Source organism: Ornithinibacillus sp. 4-3 (assembly GCF_040958695.1).
Classification (GTDB): domain Bacteria; phylum Bacillota; class Bacilli; order Bacillales; family Amphibacillaceae; genus CALAMD01.
Window position 1 is genome coordinate 669,127 of sequence record NZ_CP162599.1, and the last position, 18,967, is coordinate 688,093.

17 protein-coding genes are annotated in these 18,967 nt (G+C 36.0%); 15 read left to right on the forward strand and 2 right to left on the reverse strand.

The window, feature by feature from the left end:
* From hisC to tnpA, 7 genes are all read left to right on the forward strand, one after another.
* Positions 1–1,068 carry a histidinol-phosphate transaminase gene (gene hisC / locus AB4Y30_RS03375; RefSeq protein ID WP_368654094.1) on the forward strand — a complete coding sequence of 356 codons (1,068 nt, stop codon included), beginning with the start codon at positions 1–3 and terminating at the stop codon, positions 1,066–1,068.
* 479 nt (positions 1,069–1,547) lie between these two features.
* Positions 1,548–2,798 carry an IS110 family transposase gene (locus tag AB4Y30_RS03380; protein WP_368654095.1) on the forward strand — a complete coding sequence of 417 codons (1,251 nt, stop codon included), beginning with the start codon at positions 1,548–1,550 and terminating at the stop codon, positions 2,796–2,798.
* Positions 2,799–3,043: 245 nt separating this feature from the next.
* The gene (gene nadX / locus AB4Y30_RS03385; protein ID WP_368654096.1) at positions 3,044–3,832 is read left to right on the forward strand and encodes an aspartate dehydrogenase; all 789 of its coding nucleotides are present in this window, start codon (positions 3,044–3,046) and stop codon (positions 3,830–3,832) included.
* Positions 3,833–3,909: 77 nt separating this feature from the next.
* Complete coding sequence (locus tag AB4Y30_RS03390) at positions 3,910–4,395, forward strand: GNAT family N-acetyltransferase (RefSeq protein ID WP_368654097.1); 486 nt, start codon at positions 3,910–3,912, stop codon at positions 4,393–4,395.
* A gap of 60 nt (positions 4,396–4,455) precedes the next feature.
* Positions 4,456–4,575, forward strand: a complete 120-nt coding sequence (locus AB4Y30_RS03395; RefSeq protein ID WP_368655160.1) for a hypothetical protein — start codon at positions 4,456–4,458, stop codon at positions 4,573–4,575.
* Between the two features lie 234 nt (positions 4,576–4,809).
* Positions 4,810–6,801: an ATP-binding cassette domain-containing protein gene (locus AB4Y30_RS03400; RefSeq protein ID WP_368654098.1), complete on the forward strand. Its 1,992-nt coding sequence runs from the start codon at positions 4,810–4,812 to the stop codon at positions 6,799–6,801.
* Positions 6,802–6,991: 190 nt separating this feature from the next.
* Entirely contained in the window at positions 6,992–7,462 is a 471-nt protein-coding gene (gene tnpA, locus AB4Y30_RS03405; protein WP_368652045.1) for an IS200/IS605 family transposase, read from the forward strand.
* A gap of 160 nt (positions 7,463–7,622) precedes the next feature.
* Here the strand turns inward: tnpA and AB4Y30_RS03410 are convergent, their stop codons facing one another.
* On the reverse strand, positions 7,623–8,453 hold the full coding sequence (locus AB4Y30_RS03410; protein WP_368654099.1) for a DeoR/GlpR family DNA-binding transcription regulator: 831 nt from the start codon (positions 8,451–8,453) through the stop codon (positions 7,623–7,625).
* 220 nt (positions 8,454–8,673) lie between these two features.
* Between AB4Y30_RS03410 and AB4Y30_RS03415 the strand changes: the two genes are divergently transcribed.
* From AB4Y30_RS03415 to phnX, 5 genes are all read left to right on the forward strand, one after another.
* Complete coding sequence (locus AB4Y30_RS03415; protein ID WP_368654100.1) at positions 8,674–9,426, forward strand: ABC transporter ATP-binding protein; 753 nt, start codon at positions 8,674–8,676, stop codon at positions 9,424–9,426.
* Positions 9,419–11,065 carry an ABC transporter permease subunit gene (locus AB4Y30_RS03420; RefSeq protein WP_368654101.1) on the forward strand — a complete coding sequence of 549 codons (1,647 nt, stop codon included), beginning with the start codon at positions 9,419–9,421 and terminating at the stop codon, positions 11,063–11,065. Before AB4Y30_RS03415 ends, AB4Y30_RS03420 begins: the two co-directional genes overlap by 8 nt.
* A gap of 68 nt (positions 11,066–11,133) precedes the next feature.
* Positions 11,134–12,129: an extracellular solute-binding protein gene (locus tag AB4Y30_RS03425; RefSeq protein WP_368654102.1), complete on the forward strand. Its 996-nt coding sequence runs from the start codon at positions 11,134–11,136 to the stop codon at positions 12,127–12,129.
* Positions 12,130–12,149: 20 nt separating this feature from the next.
* Complete coding sequence (locus tag AB4Y30_RS03430; RefSeq protein ID WP_368654103.1) at positions 12,150–13,244, forward strand: 2-aminoethylphosphonate--pyruvate transaminase; 1,095 nt, start codon at positions 12,150–12,152, stop codon at positions 13,242–13,244.
* Complete coding sequence (gene phnX, locus AB4Y30_RS03435) at positions 13,241–14,035, forward strand: phosphonoacetaldehyde hydrolase (RefSeq protein ID WP_368654104.1); 795 nt, start codon at positions 13,241–13,243, stop codon at positions 14,033–14,035. The genes AB4Y30_RS03430 and phnX overlap by 4 nt, the downstream gene beginning before the upstream one ends.
* A 93-nt stretch (positions 14,036–14,128) precedes the next feature.
* On the opposite strand, the gene AB4Y30_RS03440 is transcribed toward phnX, so the two are convergent.
* The gene (locus AB4Y30_RS03440; RefSeq protein ID WP_368654105.1) at positions 14,129–14,251 is read right to left on the reverse strand and encodes a DUF3916 domain-containing protein; all 123 of its coding nucleotides are present in this window, start codon (positions 14,249–14,251) and stop codon (positions 14,129–14,131) included.
* Positions 14,252–14,545: 294 nt separating this feature from the next.
* Between AB4Y30_RS03440 and AB4Y30_RS03445 the strand changes: the two genes are divergently transcribed.
* Genes AB4Y30_RS03445 through AB4Y30_RS03455 form a run of 3 tightly spaced genes read left to right on the forward strand, consistent with a single transcriptional unit; the run spans position 14,546 to position 18,960 of the window.
* The gene (locus AB4Y30_RS03445) at positions 14,546–15,502 is read left to right on the forward strand and encodes an AAA family ATPase (RefSeq protein ID WP_368654106.1); all 957 of its coding nucleotides are present in this window, start codon (positions 14,546–14,548) and stop codon (positions 15,500–15,502) included.
* Between the two features lie 2 nt (positions 15,503–15,504).
* Entirely contained in the window at positions 15,505–16,758 is a 1,254-nt protein-coding gene (locus tag AB4Y30_RS03450) for a DUF58 domain-containing protein (protein WP_368654107.1), read from the forward strand.
* On the forward strand, positions 16,759–18,960 hold the full coding sequence (locus AB4Y30_RS03455) for a transglutaminaseTgpA domain-containing protein (RefSeq protein WP_368654108.1): 2,202 nt from the start codon (positions 16,759–16,761) through the stop codon (positions 18,958–18,960).
* Positions 18,961–18,967: the final 7 nt, after the last annotated feature.

Genomic DNA, 18,967 nt, shown 5'->3' on the forward strand with positions numbered 1-18,967 from the left:
ATGAGTCAGTTTTGGAGTGCTATGGCAAAGCGGGCTGAACCTTATGTTCCAGGCTTACAGTTAGAGGATGAAAAAATTATAAAATTAAATACAAATGAAAATCCTTATCCAGCAAGTCCGGCAGTAATAGCTGCCATTCAACAAGAAACAGCGAATCTACAACTATATCCTTCTGCAACAGCGGATAGTTTACGTGAGCAAATTGCTGAAGCTTATCAATTGTCGAAGGAAGAAGTTTATGTTGGTAATGGATCAGATGAAGTACTCGCATTTTCATTTATGGCATTCTTTGACCAAGAGCACGCCATTCGCTTTCCAAATATAACCTATAGCTTCTATCCAGTGTATGCAAATTTATTCAATATTTCTTATGAAGAGATTCCGCTAAATGAAGACTTTACTATGCCTATTGAAAGTATGTTTCAAGCTAAGGGTGGAGTTATTTTTCCAAACCCAAATGCGCCAACAGGTATTTATTTAGAGTTAACAGCAGTAGAAGCGGTGATTGTTAATAATCCAAATGTTGTTGTCATTGTAGATGAAGCGTATATAGATTTTGCAGGTGCATCGGCTGTAGAGCTTATTCGTAAATATGATAATTTACTAGTGATTCAAACGACTTCGAAATCACGCTCTCTAGCTGGCTTACGTGTGGGTCTTGCATTGGGAAATCCGATACTGATTGAAGGGCTTATGCGCATTAAGGACTCCATCAATTCCTATCCATTAGATCGACTGGCGTTAGCAGGTGCACAAGCGGCTTTTGCAGATAATGCATATTTTGTAAAGACAACAAAACAAATTATCACAACACGTGAACATGTGAAAGCAGGATTACAAGCATTAGGTTTTCATGTTTTACCTTCACAAACCAATTTTGTTTTTGCTACACATCCCAATTATGAAGCAAGTGAATTATATGAACAATTATTTGCGAAAGGTATTTTAGTACGGCATTTTAACAAGAAGCCAATTGATCAATATTTACGTATTTCTATTGGAACGAAGACAGAAATGGAGAGATTTTTGGAAAGTGTAAAGGAAATAATAGCAACGGCGGAGAGATAAATGAAATAGAGGAGGCTGGGACAAAAGAAATTATTACTTAGCTAATTCCAAACATAAATTGTGCAAATAACCGCTTCGGAAATATACTCCGCTTTCCATGGGCGGCTGGAGAGCCTCCTCGTGCTACGCACTCCGGGGTCTCACCTAGGCCTTCTTCCCATAGGAGTCTACGTATATATAATCATGCCTCTCGCTTTGCTTGAGGCACAAAACGACAGGAAATAAAATTTGCTTTCTGACTCAGAATCATTAATCTAAAAATATAGAGATGTGTCACATACTACAAATCACGTCGTAGGGAGTGGATTGTCTCGAATAGGAGATGACCGCGTATATATATGTGTAGATTACCTTTTTAAGCACAAATAAGTGTGCCTATCGAGCACGAAGACTTATCTTTGGAGAAAACAAATACGTTTACAGCTGGGTAGTCAGTCCCTGTGGCTTGTCTCTATATATTCTAGAGAGGAGTCTTTTTTATGGCTTTAAAAATTGTCTACCCTATTTGTTGTGGTATTGATGTCCACAAAAATTTTGTGGTGGCGGTGATTGCTTCCACAACCAATGGAGTTACTTCCTATCAAAGCCGTCGCTTTTCAACCTATACAAAGGGATTGAGAGAGCTGTCCAAATGGCTTGATGAACATCGTTGTAAAGATGTCTGCATGGAATCAACAGGAAAATACTGGATTCCTGTGTTTAATATATTGGAGGATTCCTGTGATATCACCTTAGCACATCCTAAATATGTGAAAGCGATTCGAGGGAAAAAAACAGATAAGAAAGATGCGAAATGGATAGCTGATTTATTCAAACATGACTTGGTAGCTGGAAGTTTTATGCCACCATTTCGAATCAGGCAGCTTCGAGATTTAATGCGTTATCGCTATAAACTCACTAATTTTAGTTCCAGTGAAAAAAATCGTTTTCAAAATAGTTTAACTGTCTCTAACATTCAACTTGCCAACACTGTCAGTGACACGTTTGGAAAAGGTTCTATGAATATTATTCAAAAACTTTTAGACCATCCAACTCATACTGATTTTGATATCGAACCATTAGTTTTTGGGGCAATGAAACATAAAGTCGAAGAACTAAAGCTTGCGGTGGATGGTTTTATCACTCCTGAACAGGCTGGAAAAATGGCAGTGATAAAACAACATTATGAGGATATTCAAGAACGGAAGCAAGAGCTTGAGAAAATGATTCTTTTTCTTGCCGAACCCTACACCGAAGAAATAAATTTACTTCTGACTGTTCCGTCCATTAAAAACATCTTTTCTGCCATTACTATTATCTCAGAAATAGGTGTGAAGATGGACGTGTTCCCGACAGCCAAGCATTTATGTTCATGGGCAGGGTTAACACCAACCAATCATGAAAGTGCCGGCAAGAAAAAGTCTGTTAGAATTTCGAGAGCAGGAGTATATTTAAAACCTCTCCTCGTACAATGTTGTCTTAGTGTAGTGAAGAGCGATAAACATCCCGAAATTCGAAACCGCTACTTAAACATAAAAAAGCGACGCGGTCACAAACGTGCGATTATCGCCATCGCACGAATGTTATTAACTGCAATATATCATATTTTAAAGAAGAAAGAACCTTATAATCCGGAATTATACCAAACAGTAGATGTTCTTCCAGTAAGCCGTGAGATCACGGTTGAACAAGCAATTTCATTCGCAAAATCTCAAGGATTTCGCATTCTAGAGCGACCTACCGCTACCTAGAATTGATTCAAATCCATTTTTTAAAAATCATCTTTTGATGGTTTCTTTGGCATGTCTATAATTAAATGATACCTTTGAGGTCTTTATTTCAGACTTTTCCTACGCTTCATTTGAAAATTATTCGGATTTCAAGCTTAATTTTTCCTTTTGTCCCAGCCTCTTTTGTGTTTACAAATATTAAGGCAATTCTTCGACTACACCATATTTTCTTATGTATAATAAAAGGATAGATTGGAGGAATCGGAATGAGAATTGGATTAATCGGAGTTGGAACAATTGGAACTTTTTTATTGGATAAAATCAATTTAGAAAAGCGTATTCCTAATTATGAGATTACTGCAATATTTGATGAACGTGAGAAAGCAAAGACCTCTTTGAAAGATGTAGAGAAAAAATATAATGTGCAGTTATATCAAGATATAGAAGCATTTTTGCAGTCCTCTGTGGATTTAGTTGTGGAGTGTGCTAATATTCCTGTGGTGCAAAAATATGGTGAACAAATTTTACAGCAGAAGGATTTTTTTATTATTAGTATTGGAGCATTAGTTGATGATAACTTTGTGCAAACCTTGAAGCAAATTGGTCAACAGGCAGGAACGAAAATCTATCTACCGTCAGGCGCTATCGGTGGTTTAGATGTACTACAGGCAGCAAGCAGCCTAGGTGGACTAGATACAGTATCTCTGACAACAAGAAAACCAGCAAATGCATTAACAGAAGAAGTAATAAAAGAAGAAAAGATTTTATTTACAGGAAAAGCAAAAGATGCAATCGTCGCATTCCCTAAGAATGCAAATGTTTCTATCATTTTATCTTTAGCTGGAATTGGTGTAGAGCAAACAGAAGTAACAATTATTGCAGATCCAGCAGTAGAGAAAAACCTACATTATGTGGAAGCAAAAGGTGATTTCGGAAGTTTAAGCTTAAAACTAGAAAATGACCCTTCACCTACAAACCCTAAAACAAGCTATTTGACAGCTTTAAGCATTTTTTCAGCTATTCAAAAATTAAACTCTACTATACATATCACTTAATATTTGCAGAAAGAAAAGGTTTTGTGTATATTGTTTTATTCTGTGATAAATTTTATGAATCGTAAGCGAGGTGTGAAATGAGAATTGAGAAATTTCAAGAAGCAGATGTAGAGGAGATTTTGACTTTATTCTATGAAACCATTCATACGGTAAATGCGAAGGATTATACAAAGGAGGAAAGGAATGCATGGGCACCAAAAGCTGATTTTACCGAAAAGCTAGAAACGTGGAAGCATTCATTGCAGAAAAACATTACTTTTGTTGCCAAAATCGATGGAGACATTGTTGGTTTTTCGGATATGGATGATCAAGGATATTTGGATCGCCTATTTGTTCATAAGGATTACCAGGGGCAAGGAATTGCTAAAAAGCTAGTACAGCATTTAGAGGCTGTAGCAAGGGAAAGACAGATCGGGAAAATACAGACAGATGCAAGTATTACAGCAAGACCATTTTTTGAAAAACAAGGCTATGCGGTATTACGAAAGCAAAGGATCAAGCGAAAGGGAGTTATAATTACAAATTATAAAATGACCAAACAATTAAATGAGGTGAAGCGATGAATCCATCAATTATCATTGAAAAAGCGAATGAAGGAAATTTAAAAAAATATCTCACTACAAATTCCCCGTAATAAATTAGTCTGTGTAACAGGTGTATCTGGATCAGGAAAATCAACATTAGTTATGGATACTCTCCATCAGGAATGTCAGCGTCAATATTTAGAGGCAATTGGTTTATAAGGAATTCAGAAACCAGATGTCGAGCAAATCAGTAATGTCTCACCAGCTATTCAAATCAGTCAACATCATACAAATAAAAACCCTCGTTCCACGGTTGGAACACTTACAAATACATACACAGATTTACGACTTGTCTATGAAAAAATAGGTTTAGTCCATTGTAAGAGCTGCGAGAAGCCTTTTCATCAATGTGATGGTAAAGAAATGGTTGAGCAGGAGAAGGGTGATTTTCATGTGTTTGTTCTATGCGCTTATTGTGAACATAAGCAATCACGATTAACAAGATCAAACTTTTCTGCGAATACGATGGAAGGTGCTTGCCCAACATGTTCAGGAATTGGTGAACAAGTTCAAATGGATTGGGAAAAAGTTGTCGATGTTAGCTTATCACTTGAAGATGGAGCTATTGTTATTTTTGACAAAGGTTATAAGCAGTATATGCTGTCTATTCTGTATAAAGCATTCGCGTTTTATGAACTAGCCGATGTGAAAGAAAAAGCAGTGCAAGCATGGACAGATGACCATCGCAAAATTTTATATGAAGGAGTAGAACAAGCAAATATTAATCCAGAAAAAGGGTTCCCTAAAAATGTAACGAGTGGGAAATTTGAAGGATTAGCTCCGTTTTTATGGCGTCGTTATCAAGATAAGCAAGGAACAGAGGATAAAATTTTAGATTTCTTCCAAACAACAACATGTTCAAGCTGTCATGGAGAAAAACTAAATCCAGTGAGCCGTGCAGTAACTGTAAATAAAATTCGTTTGCCTGAGCTATCCACTTATTCTCTTGAACAATTATATCAATGGATTATGGAGTTGAAAGAGGAATTATCAGATAAACAAAGGGCACATGTAGATGTTTTTCTACTGGATATTGCGACAAAGCTAAAACGTTTACTCAAGGTCGGAGTAGGCTATTTAACAATGAACCGTCAAGTCATTACTTTATCTGGTGGGGAACAACAGAAGATTAAACTAGCAGCAACCTTAGATTCCACATTAACAGGTGTTATCTATTTATTGGATGAGCCTACAACAGGTCTGCATTCAAAAGACACAGTAGGAATGATAGATTTACTGAAGAACATGCGTAATTTAGGAAATACAATTATCGTCATTGAGCATGATACAGAAGTGATGCGTGCATCAGATGTAATTATTGATATTGGCCCGGGTGCTGGAAACTTTGGTGGTGAAATTATTGGACTGGGCACACTAGATGAATTGGCAGAACAAACAGCTAGTGTAACAGGAAACTATTTACAAAAAACAGAATCACTTAAAGAAAAGACACGTCCAGTAGAGAATAGCTTTAAATTAGAGCATGTGACAAGGCATAATTTAAAGGATTTTTCTGTTTCCTTTCCAAAAAATTGCTTAACGGTAGTGGCTGGTGCATCAGGGTCTGGGAAGTCAACATTGATTTTTGATGTGCTTGCAAATCAAGAAGATCTAGATTTTGATCAAGTCATTACAGTGCAACAATCCTCAATTACGAAAATGCGCCGTTCAAATGTAGCAACCTTTACAGATGCTTTTACTGGAATTCGTACGCTCTTTTCTAAGCTAGAAAAAGCAAAAGAACAAGGGTTTACAAGTAAACATTTTTCGTTTAATACAGCAGGAGGGCGATGTGAAAATTGTGAAGGCTTAGGTGTTGTTCCTAGTAATATGATGTTCTTCGATCATATTGAGCTCACTTGTCCAGTATGTCAGGGAAAACGATTTAAAGATGAAATACTAGAAATTACTTGGCAAGGCCATTCGATTTCGCAAATTCTAGATTTATCTGTGACAGAAGCATGCTCCTTGTTTAAAGCAGAGAAGAAATTAGCAAAAACATTTGCACTACTAGAAGATGTAGGCTTAGGCTATGTCACATTAGGACAATCCTTAACAACCTTATCAGGTGGAGAAGGACAACGGTTAAAACTAGCGAAGGAATTATTAACTGCTAAAAAAGGCAAAATGATGTTTTTAATTGATGAACCAACAACAGGCCTACATCCCATTGATATAGAGCATTTTATTGTATTATTGAATAAAATGGTGGATGCTGGTCATACCGTAATTATTGTTGAACATAATGAACAGATGATGCGAGCGGCGGATTGGCTGATCGAGCTGGGACCAGAAGGTGGAGACAAAGGCGGAACACTGATCGCGGAAGGAACCCCGGAGCAGATCAAAGAAAAACAAGCTTCCTTGATTGGGAAGTTTTTATAAGGAAAGTATGTTAGTTAGATATTGCAACATTCTGTTGCAATATCTAACTTTTTATGATTTTAGAAAACCCCTGGCTATGCCGGGGGTTCTAAAGAGCTTCAAGCGTGGGGTCAAAAAAAGCCTCTCTTCATGGTAAGCTAAGGTTGGTTTCCCGACCACCAAAACTCACCAAAGAAGGAGGCAAAGCCCTATGCAGGACAAGAATAGTTTAGCACATACAAAGTGGAGATGTAAGTATCATATAGTATTTGCTCCAAAATATAGAAGACAAGTGATTTATGGAAAATACAAACAAAGTATTGGAGAAATTATAAGAGAGCTTTGTGAAAGAAAAGAAGTTGATATACACGAGGCAAATGCGTGTAGAGATCATATTCATATGTTAGTGAGTATACCACCGAAATTAAGTGTATCTTCCTTCATGGGATACTTAAAAGGAAAAAGTAGCTTAATGATATTTGATCGTCACGCGAATTTAAAGTACAGATACGGTAATCGAAAATTCTGGTGTCGAGGCTACTTTGTAGATACAGTGGGAAGAAATAAAAATCAAATACAAGAATACATAAGAAATCAGCTTAAAGATGACTACATGAGTGATCAATTAACTTTATTCGAAGAATTTGATCCATTTACAGGGAAGAAAAATAAAAAGAAATAAGAGATTCTTTTAGAATCAGTGAGTAAGTGTGGTGCAAAAGGGAAACCCATTCAGTGGGCCTTTAAGGCCAAGGCCGGTAACAGAGGCTTCTAGCCGCAGAACAAACCACCAGTTCACACTGGTGGTTTTGATTATATGTTTTTACATGCTACTTCTACCATTATTCATTAACTAATCTAGGCAGTGCTTTATTTGTAGGTAGCGAAAAAGATAACAATTGTTCTTCCTCACACTTGGCAAGAAGTAATTCTGTTTTCAATCCTTTAAAATCGCGAATATATTTCTTAGGTAGTTTATCGTCTGTAATGATGTAATTTACGCTATGAAGTGACGTAATTCCAATAAGTGCATCTTTATTAAACTTGGTATGGTCCGCAGTGACAAAGATTTGATTTGTAAGTGCAATGATTTTTTTACGTGTTATGGCTTCCTCCATGTTATAGTCAGAGACACCTTTCTGAATAGAAATACCTCCTGCCCCTATAAATGCCTTATGTATATTTAAGGAATCAAAGTTAAACAAGTAATCATGGGAGAAAATAGACTGCTCTTCTTTTCGAACCTTCCCTCCGATCATAATTACCTCTACATTACTATGAAATAGCTCTAGTACAACTGGAATAGAGTTGGTTATGACGGTCAGCTGCTTTTTCTGTTTAATATATTTTGCAATTTGGTATGTTGTCGTTCCGCTATCTATGTAAATACAATCGCCATCGTCAATATAATCTGCACAAAGTTTAGCAATTGCTTGTTTTTCAGGAAGCATACTAAATTTTCTTTCATCCATTGTTCTTTCCAAATCTAGTGGCTCGACATATTCGATTCCTCCATATATTTTTTTCACTTTCCCTTGCTTTAATAACTGTTGAATATCTCTGCGTAATGTATCTATTGAAATGGCTAAATTACCTGTTAGCTCCTTCATTTTCATCACTTTTTTCCTCTTTAGCATCTCTATAATCTTCTTTTGGCGTTCTAAAGGTAGCACGGAATACCCTCCCTTTGATGAAGTACGTTTATCTTACTTCCTGGATTTCCCGATTTCAATAGGGTTTACATAATCTTTATATTCCCATTTTGAATCTATGCATGATATAGGAGGGATTTATGAAACACTCATGCACTTTTTACATATCGTTTACAAAATCCGTGAATGTAATTTACATTCAACTTTTATACTGGGAATTGTAATCGAGGAGGTGGATATTTTGTTGCAACTACAAAGTATCGGAAAACAATATGATAAAAAAGTCGTATTAGATAATATCAATTTAGAAATTCAAAAAGGTGAGATTGTTTCCTTGCTGGGAACGAGCGGAAGTGGAAAAACAACCTTATTAAACATCATTTTAGGCCTAACTAAAATGGACAAAGGAAAAATTATTTTTAATGGGAATGACATATCAAATGTCCCAATGAGAAAACGTGGATTTAACATTGTGTTTCAGGATTACGCATTATTTCCAAATTTAAATGCATATGAAAATATCATTTACGGTTTGAAAAATAAGAAGGGAGCAATCTCTAAAAAAGAGGTTCAAGATTATATTGAATTTCTAGAGTTAACTCCACATTTAGATAAACGAATTTCAGAGTTGTCAGGTGGACAGAAGCAGCGTGTTGCTCTAGCAAGAACATTAGTAACAAAGCCAGAGGTTTTATTATTAGATGAACCATTGAGTGCATTGGATGGTGTGATTAAAGAATCTATCAAAACCAGAATTCAATCAATTGCGAAAGAGTTTAATTTAACAACTATTATCGTTACACATGACCCAGAAGAGGCTTTAACCTTATCGGATAAAATTGTCATTATTAAAGATGGTAATGTCGCACAGTTTGGAGCACCGCAAGATATTATTCAACGCCCAAGCAATGACTTCGTGGAAGAATTTATTTTAAAGCAATTGCATATAAAGCGTCAGAATATCTATCATTTATTCGGTGAACAGTATGCATAAAGGAAAGATAGAAACAAAGGTTATTTTTATTGCGATTATTGCTCTCTTTCTAGCATTTCTAGCATTGCCACTATTATTCTTATTTGTTCAATCCTTTTCGAGCGAAGAAGGCTTTGCGATTAAGAATTATCTTGAATTATTTGAGAGTAAGGAAATAACTGCTGCATTTTTAAATAGTATAAAAATTTCAGCGATCACAGCGACTATTACAACAACATTAGCATTTGCGCTTGCTTATACGGTCAATGTAACAAGAGTCTTCTCACCGTTGAAAAAAGTAATTCGAACAGGCATTATGATTCCGATGTTACTGCCAACCATTACCTATGGTTTTGCGATTATTTATTCTTTCGGTAATCAGGGGCTCATTACAAAATTGTTCGGACAAAATTTATTTGATATCTATGGATTTAATGGTCTGTTAATAGGCTATGTCATTTACACTTTGCCATCAGCGTTTCTACTTATTCATAACTCTTTTACATACATGGATAAGAAATTCATTATCGTATCGAAGCTAATGGGAGATGGACCAGTTCGAGGATTTATCAATACCATTTTACGTCCGCTAGTAGGAACCTTAGGTGGAGCATTTGTTTTATCCTTTATTTTAAGCTTCACGGACTTCGGGATTCCTGCATCGATTGGTGGAACATATGAGGTTGTTGCAACTGAATTATATCGAGTGATGTTAGGAGCTATTCCTAATTTCGATCAAGGCGCTGCCATTGCAGTGTTAATGCTTTTACCAGCAGTATTCGGAATTATTCTACTAAGATATTTAGATAAATTTCAATTCCACTATGACAAGGTAGGAGATACGGAAGTTTTACGGCACCGAGGGAGAGATATCTTATTTGGAAGTATATCTGTCATGACATTAATAGCTATCGTATCTGTATTCGTGGTGATGCTCGTTGCACCATTAGTAGAAAGCTACCCTTATAATATGTCTTTTACTTGGAAGCATTTTTCGTCAGTATTTACATCCAATGATCTGGTTAATGTTTATCAAAACTCATTACTTGTTGCAGGACTTACTGCCGTATTTGGAACGATTATTGCTTACGGAGCAGCACTGTTAAATATTCGTACAAAAGTAAAAGGTCGCGGAACGATGGATATCATCTCCATGATTACCAATACAGTTCCAGGAATGGTACTTGGTTTATCCTATTTACTATTCTTCAATGAGAGTAGCTTGAAAGGAACATTTATCATCATTATTTTAAGTACGATTGTGCATTATTTTACTACACCATATTTAATGGCGAAAAACTCCCTAGCAAAAATGAATCCTTCCTGGGAGACAACAGGAGAGCTATTAGGGGACAGTTGGTTGAAAACAATCCGTCGTGTTGTATTACCAAACTCTATTTCTACAGTATTAGAAATGTTTAGTTATTACTTTATTAATGCGATGGTTACTATATCAGGATTAATCTTCTTAGTTACAGCAGAAACATCTGTAGTAGCAAGTAAAATTAAAGAGTTACAGCATTTTGCACAGTTTAATGACATCTTCGTGTTATCAATCCTTATTTTTGGCACGAATTTGGCTATGAGATTAGTATGTGATGGTTTACAGAAGATAAAAATTCGCCAAAAGACAAAAACAAAACTACGTAGTGTAGCTTAACTACAAGTGCGTGTTTAAAAAGGCCGTTTTGTTGGACTTTTGAACACCCCCTACAAAGGAGAAAAATGATGAAAAAATTTAAAGGTTTCGTAGTCTTATTAGCAATTATGCTTGTCTTATCAGCATGTGGAAAAGGATCAAGTCAAAAAAGTGATGGAGATTCAGGAGATCAAGTTGTTTTATTAACTAATGCGGATGAAGAAGCAGTAAACGCATGGAAAGAAACATTAGATGAAGCGGGTTATGAAGGAAAGTATATCATTCAATCTCTAGCAACATCTGAATTAGGTGGAAAGTTAATGGCTGAAGGGAAGACGATACAAGCCGATTTAATTACGATGAGTACTTATTTCTTACAAAGTGCACAGGACAAGCACGAAATGTTCGCTGATTTATCTTTTGAGACAAAGGCAATAGAGGAGCATCCATCTTATTATTTACCGATTTTAGGTAACACAGGGGCTATCTTTGTAAATACAGAAGTAATGAAAGCAAATAATTTACCAGTTCCAGCATCGATTAAAGATTTAACCGATCCTGTTTATGAAGGCTTTGTATCGATTCCAAATATCACGGATTCTTCTACAGCATGGTTAATGGTTCAAGCTGTCATAGATGCGTATGGTGAAGAAGAAGGTCAGGAAGTATTAGAAAAATTAGTGAAGAATGTAGGCCCACATTTAGAAAGCTCAGGTTCAGGACCGATTAAGAAAGTACAGTCAGGTGAAGTTGCGTTAGGATTTGGGTTACGTCACCAAGCAGTTATTGCTCAAGAGTCAGGAGCACCTATTGAGTTTATTGATCCAGTTGAAGGAAACTTCTCTTTAACGGAAGCAGTTGCTGTAGTAAATAAAGAATCTGGACATAATGAATTAGCTATGGAAATGGCTGAAGTGTTAATGAATGATAGTCGTGCAAAAATGATTGATTTCTACCCTGTAGCATTATACGAAGGGGAGTCTGTAGATTCAGTGTTTGAACCGGCATATTCAAAGAGTTTTCCAGAGCCTTTAACAGTAGAGTTATTAGAAAAACATCAGGCATTCTTTAATGCGGCAAAATAATAAGTAAGGGGAAATCATAAATGACAGATTATAAATTACTGACTCCTGGACCATTAACAACAACAGCTTCAGTCAAGGATATGATGAAGATTGATCGTTGTACATGGGATGATGAGTATAAAAGGATTACTCAAAAGATTCGTTCCCAGCTACTTGAGCTAGCGCATGTAACAGAGGATGAGTACACAACAGTTTTGATGCAAGGTAGTGGGACTTTCTCTGTAGAATCTGTGATGCAAACAGCATTAGGTGCAAGTGATAAGGCATTAATTATCACAAATGGTGCTTACGGAAAACGTATTGTAGAAATGGCAAAATATATTGGAATTCATTATGACGAATACAGTGTTGACTTCAATCTACATCCAGATATAGCAGAAATTCGTAGCCGTTTAGAGAACGATCCAATGATTACACATGTTGTCATGGTGCATTGTGAAACAACTACTGGAATTTTAAATCCATTAGAAGAAGTAGCTACTGTTGCAAAAGCATTTGATAAAGTACTAATTATTGATGCGATGAGTAGTTTTGGTGGCATCGAAATAAATGTAGAAGAACTAGGAATTGACTATTTAATAAGTAGTGCAAATAAATGTATCCAAGGAGTACCAGGCTTCGGCTTTGTCATTGCTAAGCTTAATCAATTGAAGCAATGTGAAGGAAATGCTCGAAGCATATCATTGGATTTATACGAGCAATGGAAGGAAATGAATCATGATGGGAAATGGCGTTATACTTCTCCAACTCATGTAGTAGCAGCATTTTCAAAAGCAATTGATGAATTATTAGATGAAGGTGGAGTTCCTGCACGTCAAGCACGCTATGAAAAGAATAATAAGCGAATTAGATCAAGATTTGCAGACGCTGGAATCCATGCTTATATATCGGAAGAGAAGCAATCTCCGATTATCGCAACCTATTTATTTCCAGATGAATTCTTTTCCTTCACAGATTTTTATGAGTATGTAAAAACAAAAGGATTTGTGCTCTATCCTGGGAAACTTACTGAAGTTGATACATTCCGGGTTGGAAATATTGGCGAAATTTATGATACAGAAATCGAACAGCTTTGTGATATTATTGATGAATATATGGGGGTGCTTGCAAAATGATAAAAATAGAAGGTGTAATTTTTGATTGGGCAGGAACGACAGTGGACTTTGGATGTTTTGCTCCAGTGCAGGTTTTCGTGGATATTTTTAAAAATGCAGGAATTGAAGTGACAATGGCGGAAGCAAGAGAACCAATGGGAATGTTAAAAATTGATCATGTGCGAGCGATGCTTTCCATGCCAAGAATTGCAGAAGCCTGGGAAACAAAATACGGAAGAACTGCGAATGAAGATGATGTGAAGAAGCTTTACAGTGAATTTGAAGAGACTTTAATCGCTACGTTAGCGAAATTCACGAATCCAATTCCTGAAGTATTAACTACCGTAGAAACATTAAGAAAACAAGGATTGAAAATTGGTTCAACTACTGGGTATACCAAAAGTATGATGGATATTGTTGTATCTGAAGCGGAGAAAAAAGGGTATGCACCTGATTATTATGTAACGGCAGATGATACCAATTCTTTAGGACGCCCATACCCGTATATGATTTATCATAATATGGAAAAACTACAGCTATCTGCTGCTCGTCACGTTGTTAAAGTGGGAGATACAGTTTCAGATATTAAAGAAGCATTGGCGGCAGGTGTTTGGGCAGTTGGAGTTGTGGTAGGAAGCTCAGAAATGGGACTTACCGAAGAAGAATTTAACGGATTATCTAAGGAAGAAAAAGAAAGCAAAATCGCTGAGGTAGAAAGACGTTTTATCCAGCATGGTGCTCAATTTACCATTCGTACAATGGGCGAATTACCAGCATTAATTGAAACAATTAACGAAAAATTGAATGCTTAATAGATTTGGTCTTGGATGAATATGATTATTTATCCAAGGCTTATTTTTTCTATTGTATAAGGGATTTCTAAATGGCAATTTGCCCGGTAGAATTTATTTTGAGTAGCTAGACCCCTTTCTGAAATATCCATCTCCTTTGAAAATAATGATTTGAGAACACCATAAATCGGGTAATGTAATTATAGCCATTACCAAATCATGTAAGCCACGCACCATGTAAGCTCCTTTAATTCGATTCGTATACGAATCACACCAAGAAAAGGAATTCCATTTTCAAAAATAGCTTCATCGTACCGCTTGACGAAGGAATCGCGTTGGGCACATTGTCATGGTTATGCAACTTTTATATCATCATGATTCTTTAACTTCTCCGTTTAGTTAGATCCATTTTATTCCATGTGAGGAGAGACATAAAAAATAATAATTGATAATGGTTCTTATCAATGTATTTATAAGCAGTTTTTCTTTATAATGTAGATAACTACGGTTATGGAAAGGGGCATTGTATTTATGAGCGAAACATCTGTTTACTATAAAAAAATTGAGCAAGTATTAGATAATATCGAACAAGTAATTTTAGGAAAAAGAGATGCAGCAACATTAAGCTTAGTCGCTTTATTAGCACAAGGGCATGTGTTACTAGAAGATGTTCCAGGTGTAGGTAAAACGATGCTCGTCCGTGCACTAGCAAAATCATTAAGTTGTGATTTTCGTAGAATTCAATTCACTCCTGATTTACTACCTTCAGATGTAACAGGAGTTTCTATTTATAATCCACAAAAGTTAGAGTTTGAGTTCCATGAAGGACCTGTTTTTGGAAATATTGTTTTAGCAGATGAAATCAATCGTACTTCTCCTAAAACACAAGCATCATTATTAGAAGGAATGGAAGAAGGGGGAGTAACAGTAGACGGGAAAACACTTCCATTGGAAAAGCCATTTTTCGTTATGGCAACACAGAATCCCATTGAATATGAAGGTACATATCCTCTACCAGAAGCTCAATTAGATCGATTTATCTTGAAGCTGAAAATGGGCTACCCATCTTATCAGGAAGAGCTAGAGATGTTAAATCGAACATCACGTGATCATCCAATTGAACATCTTTCTGCTGTGATGACAAAGGACGAATTAATTAAGATACAAGAAGAAGTAAAGAATATTCATGTTTCTGATACAGTACAACGTTATATTGTGAATCTAGTTACTGTAACTAGAACGGACAAAGAAATCTCTTTAGGTGTAAGCCCGCGTGGAGCAATCGCTTTAATGAAAGCAGCAAAAGCTTATGCTTATATTCATCAGCGTGATTATGTACTACCAGATGATGTGAAATTCCTTGCACCTTTTGTTTTATCCCATCGCATTATTTTAACACCAGAAGCAACTTTTGAAGGTTTATCGAATGAACAGGTGATTAAGCAAATTATTAATCAAACATTTATTCCGGTTCGGAAGGAATCTTAGTGATGAAACAGCTACGGCAATTTTTATTCGCTTGCCTTATTTTCGCCATCTTATTTGCATATGCAATGTTTCAAGGTGGAAAGGTAAGCTGGTTTATGTTTTTCAGTTTTTTGCCAATTTTTATCTATGTAGTCTGCTTGAAGCTGTATCCAATTAGCAAATGGCAAGTAGAAAGAAAGCTACAGAAGAGAATTATTCGTGCTGGTGATGATATTTTATTAGTAATTAGGATAAAACGCTCCATTCCTTTTCCTCTTTTTTCGTTAGTTTGTGAAGCAGTTTTCCCAAATACATTAAAGAGAATTGATAATGGACTAACAAAATATACTACCTTTGATTCCGGACAGCATTTATATATAGAAAGAGAATCAAAGAAAATTATTTTCCCCTGGTTTAAACGTGTCATTGAAATTCCATTCCAGCTCCATCAAGTACCGCGTGGTGAGCACATCCTGCAAAAGGTTAAAGTACGTACATCTGATTTATTTGGATTTATCAAAAAAGAACATACTTTTCATCTAAAAGACTATATCCAAGTTTACCCAAATGAACGGAAAATAACGATGGATGAACAGATCAGCAGCTTTGAGCATGGACCGATTTCTTCTTCCGTATTACATGCGAGGCAAGCAAATATTGTGTCTGGTACCCGTGAATACATCCCAGGAGATCGACTGTCCTGGGTAGATTGGAAGCAAACAGCAAGAAAGAATAAAATCATGACAAAAGAGTTTGAACAGGAAAAAAGTACAGATACATTAATTGTGTTAGATAGCAGTTCACATCAAAATATGTCAGAAATTCCTTATGAAGGCTCTGTAGAAATTGTGATGTCTTTAGTAGGACTATTACAAAGACAAGGAACCAATGTAGGATTGTTATCTATTGGCAAAGATGCGGGGAGAGTTTCCTTAAAACCAGATCCAAATAAATACGAAAAAATCCGTAATCTTTTAATGCGAATACAGCCGAGTAATAACCGGAATTTTTCTGTTCAATTAAAAGAAGAGATTACGAAAACAAATGGGCAATTTGCGATTATCATCGTGACTACAAGAATGGATGCAGCATTTAAGCAAGTATTAACAGAATTACGAAGAAAAACACGAAAAATTACCGTGTTGATCATTATGGCTGCAAAGAAAATTACGCCAAAGGATTATGAAATGATTCAAGAGCTACAGTTTGCTAATGTGGATATTCAAGTATTAACTGAAAAGGAAATGAAGCAGCAGTGGTTAGAGGTGACTGGATAAATGTTAAATTCCAATCGAATTCCAATATTGTATACTTCTATTTTATATTTATGTGGATTTTTCTTATTTCTAGAATGGTTATATCCACTTCAAATTATTTCGGATAAAAGTAATGTCACAGTTTTCATTATGTATGCGGCACTCTGTTTTGCTATTTCTGTTTTCAGGCTACCTTGGTGGGCATCCTTTCTATTAAAAGGCTTTGGGGTAGTAATGATCTTACATGCTTTATTTTTAACAGAAAAGCTATTCTCGAAACTTTGGTTTAATGAAGTGTCTGTGGAATTAGTGTTTAATATTCAAGCAATTTTCAGCAATCAAATGGGAGAAATTACTTCTTTCTTTCGAACACTTCTTTTCCTATTGATTATTTGGGTGATGAGTTATTTAGTACATTATTGGTTTGTAGTTATGAAGCGGATTTTTGTATTTCTGTTCTTTACCTTTCTTTATTTGGCATTGCTGGATACATTTACGATGTATGAAGGGTTTGTTCCAATTGTACGAACCTTTATTATCTCCTTTATCGCCTTGGGAGTTGCACATTACTTTAAAGAAATAGATCGGGAGAAAATTGATTTTCCATGGTTCGGAAAGCTTAAGGTTTGGTTAGTTCCTATCATTGGGATGACATTTTTAGCTTCAGCTATTGGAATCATAACACCATCATTTGCGCCACAATGGCCAGATCCGGTTCCGTTCTTTAAATCAGCAACAAATTTTGGAAATGATGGAGATGGACAAGGAACACGAAGAGTAGGTTATGGAAGTAATGATTCAAACTTAGGAGGTTCCTTTCAACAAGACTACACACCTGTTTTTCAGGCAACAACAGCAAATAGACAATATTGGCGTGTAGAAACGAAAGATGTCTACACAGGTAAAGGCTGGGAGCGCTCGGCAGATCTAGCATATGAAGAACAAGCAAATGGGGAAATCAACTTAGACTTTTATGCTGGTTCTGTTCAAACGGAAGAAGAAACAGCATATGTAAGATTTAATGGAAACAATACGATGAACAATTTAGTTTATCCTTATGGGATGAAAGGGGTACAAGCAATAGAAGGGGTTGTCTTTTCACGAGATCCTAATGCAAATATGGTAAGAGCACAAATTCGTGATGAAACGGTTCAACTTCAGGAATATTCGATGACCTTTGATGAACCAGTCTATTCCCTTGAAGCATTACGTGCTGTTACAGCTGGTAATGACCCAGAAAATATTATGGAAAATTATACTCGGGTTCCTGATACCTTACCAGATCGAGTTCGTGAATTAGCAGAAGAGATTACAGCAGGTACAGATAATCGTTACGATCAGGCAAAGGCAGTGGAACAATATTTTAATCAAAATGGTTTTGAATATGTCATAGAGGATGTACCATATCCAGAAGAGGATCAAGACTATGTAGATCAATTCTTGTTTGAAACGCAAATAGGCTATTGTGACAACTATTCCACCTCAATGGTTGTTATGCTAAGAACCTTAGATATTCCCGCTCGCTGGGCAAAAGGCTTCACTGGTGGAGAAGAACAAAGGGTGAATGATGACGGAATGAGAGATTTTGAAGTGACTAATGCGAATGCACACTCATGGGTAGAAGTATATTTTCCAAATGAAGGCTGGGTTCCATTTGAGCCAACACAAGGATTTGATAACCCATCTACATTCCGAAATACAAATTTAGATCAGCCAGAAGTAGATTTACCAGAAACAGATGATACAGAAGTTGAAACACCAGAACCAGAAGAAGACGAAATGATGCCTCCAGAAATGGAAGATCTTGGTCCAACGAATGAAGCAGGAGAAGAGGAAGAGGTAGAGCCAAACAGAACAGGGCTTTATGTTACAATTGGTGTTATCTTCTTATTAATTCTAGCTTTTATTATTTATAAAACTAGATTTAGATGGAAGACAATATGGGTATATAGAAAATGGATGCGAGACCCAACAGAAAAAACCTTTACAGAGAGTTACTTATTTTTACTAACTTTATTAGGACACTATACATTAGCTCGTCGACCGGAACAAACACTAAGAGAATACGCAGAACAAATTGATGAAAGATATCATACAAAAAATATGAGTTTATTAAATCAAATCTATGAGCAAATATTGTATAATAATGAAGGCAATGATTTGCAAACAAAAGAATTCATCCCAATTTGGAAAGAATTAGTTGACCAGATGAGGAAGGAATAATAAATAG

Coding starts and splice junctions, on each gene's coding strand:
- hisC (WP_368654094.1), top strand. CDS start 1: ATGAGTCAGTTTTGGAGTGCTATGGCAAAGCGGGCTGAACCTTATGTT.
- nadX (WP_368654096.1), top strand. CDS start 3,044: ATGAGAATTGGATTAATCGGAGTTGGAACAATTGGAACTTTTTTATTG.
- AB4Y30_RS03455 (WP_368654108.1), top strand. CDS start 16,759: ATGTTAAATTCCAATCGAATTCCAATATTGTATACTTCTATTTTATAT.
- AB4Y30_RS03450 (WP_368654107.1), top strand. CDS start 15,505: ATGAAACAGCTACGGCAATTTTTATTCGCTTGCCTTATTTTCGCCATC.
- AB4Y30_RS03420 (WP_368654101.1), top strand. CDS start 9,419: ATGCATAAAGGAAAGATAGAAACAAAGGTTATTTTTATTGCGATTATT.
- AB4Y30_RS03440 (WP_368654105.1), bottom strand. CDS start 14,251: ATGGTGCGTGGCTTACATGATTTGGTAATGGCTATAATTACATTACCC.
- AB4Y30_RS03445 (WP_368654106.1), top strand. CDS start 14,546: ATGAGCGAAACATCTGTTTACTATAAAAAAATTGAGCAAGTATTAGAT.
- phnX (WP_368654104.1), top strand. CDS start 13,241: ATGATAAAAATAGAAGGTGTAATTTTTGATTGGGCAGGAACGACAGTG.
- AB4Y30_RS03380 (WP_368654095.1), top strand. CDS start 1,548: ATGGCTTTAAAAATTGTCTACCCTATTTGTTGTGGTATTGATGTCCAC.
- AB4Y30_RS03425 (WP_368654102.1), top strand. CDS start 11,134: ATGAAAAAATTTAAAGGTTTCGTAGTCTTATTAGCAATTATGCTTGTC.
- AB4Y30_RS03390 (WP_368654097.1), top strand. CDS start 3,910: ATGAGAATTGAGAAATTTCAAGAAGCAGATGTAGAGGAGATTTTGACT.
- AB4Y30_RS03430 (WP_368654103.1), top strand. CDS start 12,150: ATGACAGATTATAAATTACTGACTCCTGGACCATTAACAACAACAGCT.
- tnpA (WP_368652045.1), top strand. CDS start 6,992: ATGCAGGACAAGAATAGTTTAGCACATACAAAGTGGAGATGTAAGTAT.